The sequence below is a fragment of the Rathayibacter sp. AY1A5 genome (assembly GCF_002930875.1).
Lineage (GTDB): Bacteria > Actinomycetota > Actinomycetes > Actinomycetales > Microbacteriaceae > Rathayibacter.
Genome location: NZ_PSTM01000043.1, coordinates 1 through 5,291, shown reverse-complemented (window position 1 = coordinate 5,291; position 5,291 = coordinate 1). Strand labels below are relative to the sequence as shown.

Below are 5,291 nucleotides of genomic sequence, written 5' to 3'. Positions count from 1 at the left end.
CGTTGTGAAGCACCGTTCTGGTGTGGAGGCGGGATGTGTCCGATTCTTGAGAACTCAACAGCGTGCACTATGTTCAATGCCAATTTTATACCCCGGCCTTGATCTTCGGATCGGGTTGGGATTCCTTTGGAAATTGATGTCAGCTTCCGGCTTTCGGGTCGGAGAGATGTCTTATTTGCTAGAGGTCAAACTTGACTCTCCTTCTCTTCGGGGTTGGGGGTCGTAATTTTTTTACGGAGAGTTTGATCCTGGCTCAGGACGAACGCTGGCGGCGTGCTTAACACATGCAAGTCGAACGATGAAGCCCAGCTTGCTGGGTGGATTAGTGGCGAACGGGTGAGTAACACGTGAGTAACCTGCCCTTGACTCTGGGATAAGCGCTGGAAACGGCGTCTAATACCGGATACGACCTGCCCCGGCATCGGGTGCGGGTGGAAAGTTTTTCGGTCAAGGATGGACTCGCGGCCTATCAGCTAGTTGGTGAGGTAATGGCTCACCAAGGCGACGACGGGTAGCCGGCCTGAGAGGGTGACCGGCCACACTGGGACTGAGACACGGCCCAGACTCCTACGGGAGGCAGCAGTGGGGAATATTGCACAATGGGCGAAAGCCTGATGCAGCAACGCCGCGTGGGGGATGACGGCCTTCGGGTTGTAAACCTCTTTTAGTAGGGAAGAAGGGCTTCGGCTTGACGGTACCTGCAGAAAAAGCACCGGCTAACTACGTGCCAGCAGCCGCGGTAATACGTAGGGTGCAAGCGTTGTCCGGAATTATTGGGCGTAAAGAGCTCGTAGGCGGTTTGTCGCGTCTGCTGTGAAAACCCGAGGCTCAACCTCGGGCCTGCAGTGGGTACGGGCAGACTAGAGTGCGGTAGGGGAGAATGGAATTCCTGGTGTAGCGGTGGAATGCGCAGATATCAGGAGGAACACCGATGGCGAAGGCAGTTCTCTGGGCCGTTACTGACGCTGAGGAGCGAAAGCGTGGGGAGCGAACAGGATTAGATACCCTGGTAGTCCACGCCGTAAACGTTGGGAACTAGATGTGGGGACCTTTCCACGGTCTCCGTGTCGCAGCTAACGCATTAAGTTCCCCGCCTGGGGAGTACGGCCGCAAGGCTAAAACTCAAAGGAATTGACGGGGGCCCGCACAAGCGGCGGAGCATGCGGATTAATTCGATGCAACGCGAAGAACCTTACCAAGGCTTGACATATACCGGAAACTTCCAGAAATGGTTGCCCCGCAAGGTCGGTATACAGGTGGTGCATGGTTGTCGTCAGCTCGTGTCGTGAGATGTTGGGTTAAGTCCCGCAACGAGCGCAACCCTCGTTCTATGTTGCCAGCACGTCATGGTGGGAACTCATAGGAGACTGCCGGGGTCAACTCGGAGGAAGGTGGGGATGACGTCAAATCATCATGCCCCTTATGTCTTGGGCTTCACGCATGCTACAATGGCCGGTACAAAGGGCTGCGATACCGTAAGGTGGAGCGAATCCCAAAAAGCCGGTCTCAGTTCGGATTGAGGTCTGCAACTCGACCTCATGAAGTCGGAGTCGCTAGTAATCGCAGATCAGCAACGCTGCGGTGAATACGTTCCCGGGCCTTGTACACACCGCCCGTCAAGTCATGAAAGTCGGTAACACCCGAAGCCAGTGGCCTAACCGCAAGGAGGGAGCTGTCGAAGGTGGGATCGGTGATTAGGACTAAGTCGTAACAAGGTAGCCGTACCGGAAGGTGCGGCTGGATCACCTCCTTTCTAAGGAGCATCTGGACACCGCAGGGTGTTCCAGGCGCCAGATCAAAGCGAATGTCTTTGCTGGTAGCTCATGGGTGGAACATTGAACTAGGTGCTCGGTGAGATCGTCTCGCGTCAGTACAGCCTTCGGGTTGGGAACGCGTCGGGGCGGTGGAGTCGGGTACATGCACGCTGTTGGGTCCTGAGGGACCGGGCCGGCTGCCTTCGGGTGGCGGGGTCGACTCTCCGGATCTTTTTTTCACGCCTGGGTGTGTGGGAGAGGGATACCGCCCGTATTTTGAGAACTACACAGTGGACGCGAGCATCTTAGATTCACGGCTTCGGTCGTGGATCGACAAGATTCGCATGGCGCGGCTTTCGGGCTGCGGTCATGCAAATCATTGGATCTGCAACTTTTCGAGTTGTAGTTTCTTAACTCATGTGATTAGCAAGTTCATAAGAGCAAACGGTGAATGCCTTGGCATCTGGAGCCGAAGAAGGACGTCGTAATCTGCGATAAGCCTCGGGGAGCTGATAAACGAGCTGTGATCCGAGGATTTCCGAATGGGGAAACCCCGCCAGGCCCCTTGTGGTGACCTGGTGACTCCCGCCTGAATATATAGGGCGGGTAGAGGGAACGTGGGGAAGTGAAACATCTCAGTACCCACAGGAAGAGAAAACAACAGTGATTCCGTCAGTAGTGGCGAGCGAACGCGGAAGAGGCTAAACCGAGTCATGTGTGATACCCGGCAGGGGTTGCATGGCCGGGGTTGTGGGACTTTTCGTTCCGGTCTGCCGGCCGGTGAACGTTACAGCGCATCATAGACGAACAGGTTTGAACGCCTGGCCAGAGCGGGTGCGAGCCCCGTAGTCGAAATGGTGTTATGGCGTGAAGAGTATCCCAAGTAGCACGGGGCCCGAGAAATCCCGTGTGAATCTGTCAGGACCACCTGATAAGCCTAAATACTCCCAGATGACCGATAGCGGACAAGTACCGTGAGGGAAAGGTGAAAAGTACCCCGGGAGGGGAGTGAAATAGTACCTGAAACCGTTTGCTTACAAACCGTCGGAGCCTCCTTGTAGGGGTGACGGCGTGCCTTTTGAAGAATGAGCCTGCGAGTTAGTGCTCTGTGGCGAGGTTAACCCGTGTGGGGCAGCCGTAGCGAAAGCGAGTCCGAATAGGGCGATTCAGTCGCAGGGTCTAGACCCGAAGCGAAGTGATCTATCCATGGCCAGGTTGAAGCGACGGTAAGACGTCGTGGAGGACCGAACCCACTTCAGTTGAAAATGGAGGGGATGAGCTGTGGATAGGGGTGAAAGGCCAATCAAACTTCGTGATAGCTGGTTCTCTCCGAAATGCATTTAGGTGCAGCGTTGCGTGTTTCTTGCCGGAGGTAGAGCTACTGGATGGCCGATGGGGCCCAAAAGCTTACTGACGTCAGCCAAACTCCGAATGCCGGTAAGTGAGAGCGCAGCAGTGAGACTGTGGGGGATAAGCTTCATAGTCGAGAGGGAAACAACCCAGACCACCAACTAAGGTCCCTAAGCGCGTGCTAAGTGGGAAAGGATGTGGAGTTGCACAGACAACCAGGAGGTTGGCTTAGAAGCAGCCACCCTTGAAAGAGTGCGTAATAGCTCACTGGTCAAGTGATTCCGCGCCGACAATGTAACGGGGCTCAAGCACGCCACCGAAGTTGTGGCATTGACATTAGTGGTAGGCCTTCGTGGTCCAGCCGTGTTGATGGGTAGGAGAGCGTCGTGTGGCGAGTGAAGCGGCGGTGTGAACCAGCCGTGGATGCCACACGAGTGAGAATGCAGGCATGAGTAGCGAAAGACGGGTGAGAAACCCGTCCTCCGGAAGACCAAGGGTTCCAGGGTCAAGCTAATCTTCCCTGGGTAAGTCGGGACCTAAGGCGAGGCCGACAGGCGTAGTCGATGGACAACGGGTTGATATTCCCGTACCGGCGAAGAACCGCCCAAGACAATCCAGTAGTGCTAAGTATCTGAATCCCTTTGATGGATCCCTTCGGGGTGAAGCGTTGGGCCTAGCGTACGACCCCGTGCTGGTGCGTTTAGCGTATTAACAGGTGTGACGCAGGAAGGTAGCCGAGCCGGGCGATGGTTGTCCCGGTCTAAGGATGTAGGGCGAACGATAGGCAAATCCGTCGTTCATATAGCCTGAGATCTGATGGGTAGACGCAAGTCGAAATCGGTGATCCTATGCTGCCAAGAAAAGCATCGACGCGAGGTTCTAGCTGCCCGTACCCCAAACCGACTCAGGTGGTCAGGTAGAGAATACTAAGGAGATCGAGAGAATCGTGGTTAAGGAACTCGGCAAAATGCCCCCGTAACTTCGGGAGAAGGGGGGCCTGAGGCGTGAACGGACTTGCTCCGGGAGCGTTCGATGGCCGCAGAGACCAGTGGGAAGCGACTGTTTACTAAAAACACAGGTCCGTGCTAAGTCGCAAGACGATGTATACGGACTGACGCCTGCCCGGTGCTGGAAGGTTAAGAGGAACGGTTAGCCGCAAGGCGAAGCTGAGAATTTAAGCCCCAGTAAACGGCGGTGGTAACTATAACCATCCTAAGGTAGCGAAATTCCTTGTCGGGTAAGTTCCGACCTGCACGAATGGCGTAACGACTTCCCAGCTGTCTCAACCGCGAACTCGGCGAAATTGCATTACGAGTAAAGATGCTCGTTACGCGCAGCAGGACGGAAAGACCCCGTGACCTTTACTATAGTTTGGTATTGGTGTTCGGTGTGGCTTGTGTAGGATAGGTGGGAGACGTTGAAGCGGGCACGCTAGTGTTCGTGGAGTCATTGTTGAAATACCACTCTGGTCACTCTGGATATCTAACTTCGGACCCTAATCGGGTTCAGGGACAGTGCCTGATGGGTAGTTTAACTGGGGCGGTTGCCTCCCAAAGAGTAACGGAGGCGCCCAAAGGTTCCCTCAACCTGGTTGGCAATCAGGTGGCGAGTGTAAGTGCACAAGGGAGCTTGACTGTGAGACTGACAAGTCGAGCAGGGACGAAAGTCGGGACTAGTGATCCGGCAGTGGCTTGTGGAAGCGCTGTCGCTCAACGGATAAAAGGTACCTCGGGGATAACAGGCTGATCTTGCCCAAGAGTCCATATCGACGGCATGGTTTGGCACCTCGATGTCGGCTCGTCGCATCCTGGGGCTGGAGTAGGTCCCAAGGGTTGGGCTGTTCGCCCATTAAAGCGGTACGCGAGCTGGGTTTAGAACGTCGTGAGACAGTTCGGTCCCTATCCGCTGCGCGCGCAGGAAATTTGAGAAGATCTATCCCTAGTACGAGAGGACCGGGATGGACGAACCTCTGGTGTGTCAGTTGTTCCGCCAGGAGCACCGCTGATTAGCTACGTTCGGAACGGATAACCGCTGAAAGCATCTAAGCGGGAAGCCGGCTTCGAGATGAGATTTCCATCCCTTCGGGGGAGAGGCTCCCAGCCAGACGACTGGGTTGATAGGCCGGATGTGGAAGACAGGACTAAAGACTGTCGGAGCTGACCGGTACTAATAAGCCGATAACTTGAT

Annotated in this window: 2 rRNA genes; both read left to right on the top strand. The window is 55.3% G+C overall.

Going from position 1 to position 5,291, the window contains the following annotated elements:
- Positions 1 to 230: 230 nt before the first annotated feature.
- Positions 231 to 1,753: ribosomal RNA gene (locus C5B98_RS16390) — 16S ribosomal RNA — on the top strand.
- A 425-nt stretch (positions 1,754 to 2,178) separates the two neighbouring features.
- Positions 2,179 to 5,291: ribosomal RNA gene (locus tag C5B98_RS16385) — 23S ribosomal RNA — on the top strand.
- The 16S and 23S rRNA genes sit together here, the layout of an rRNA operon.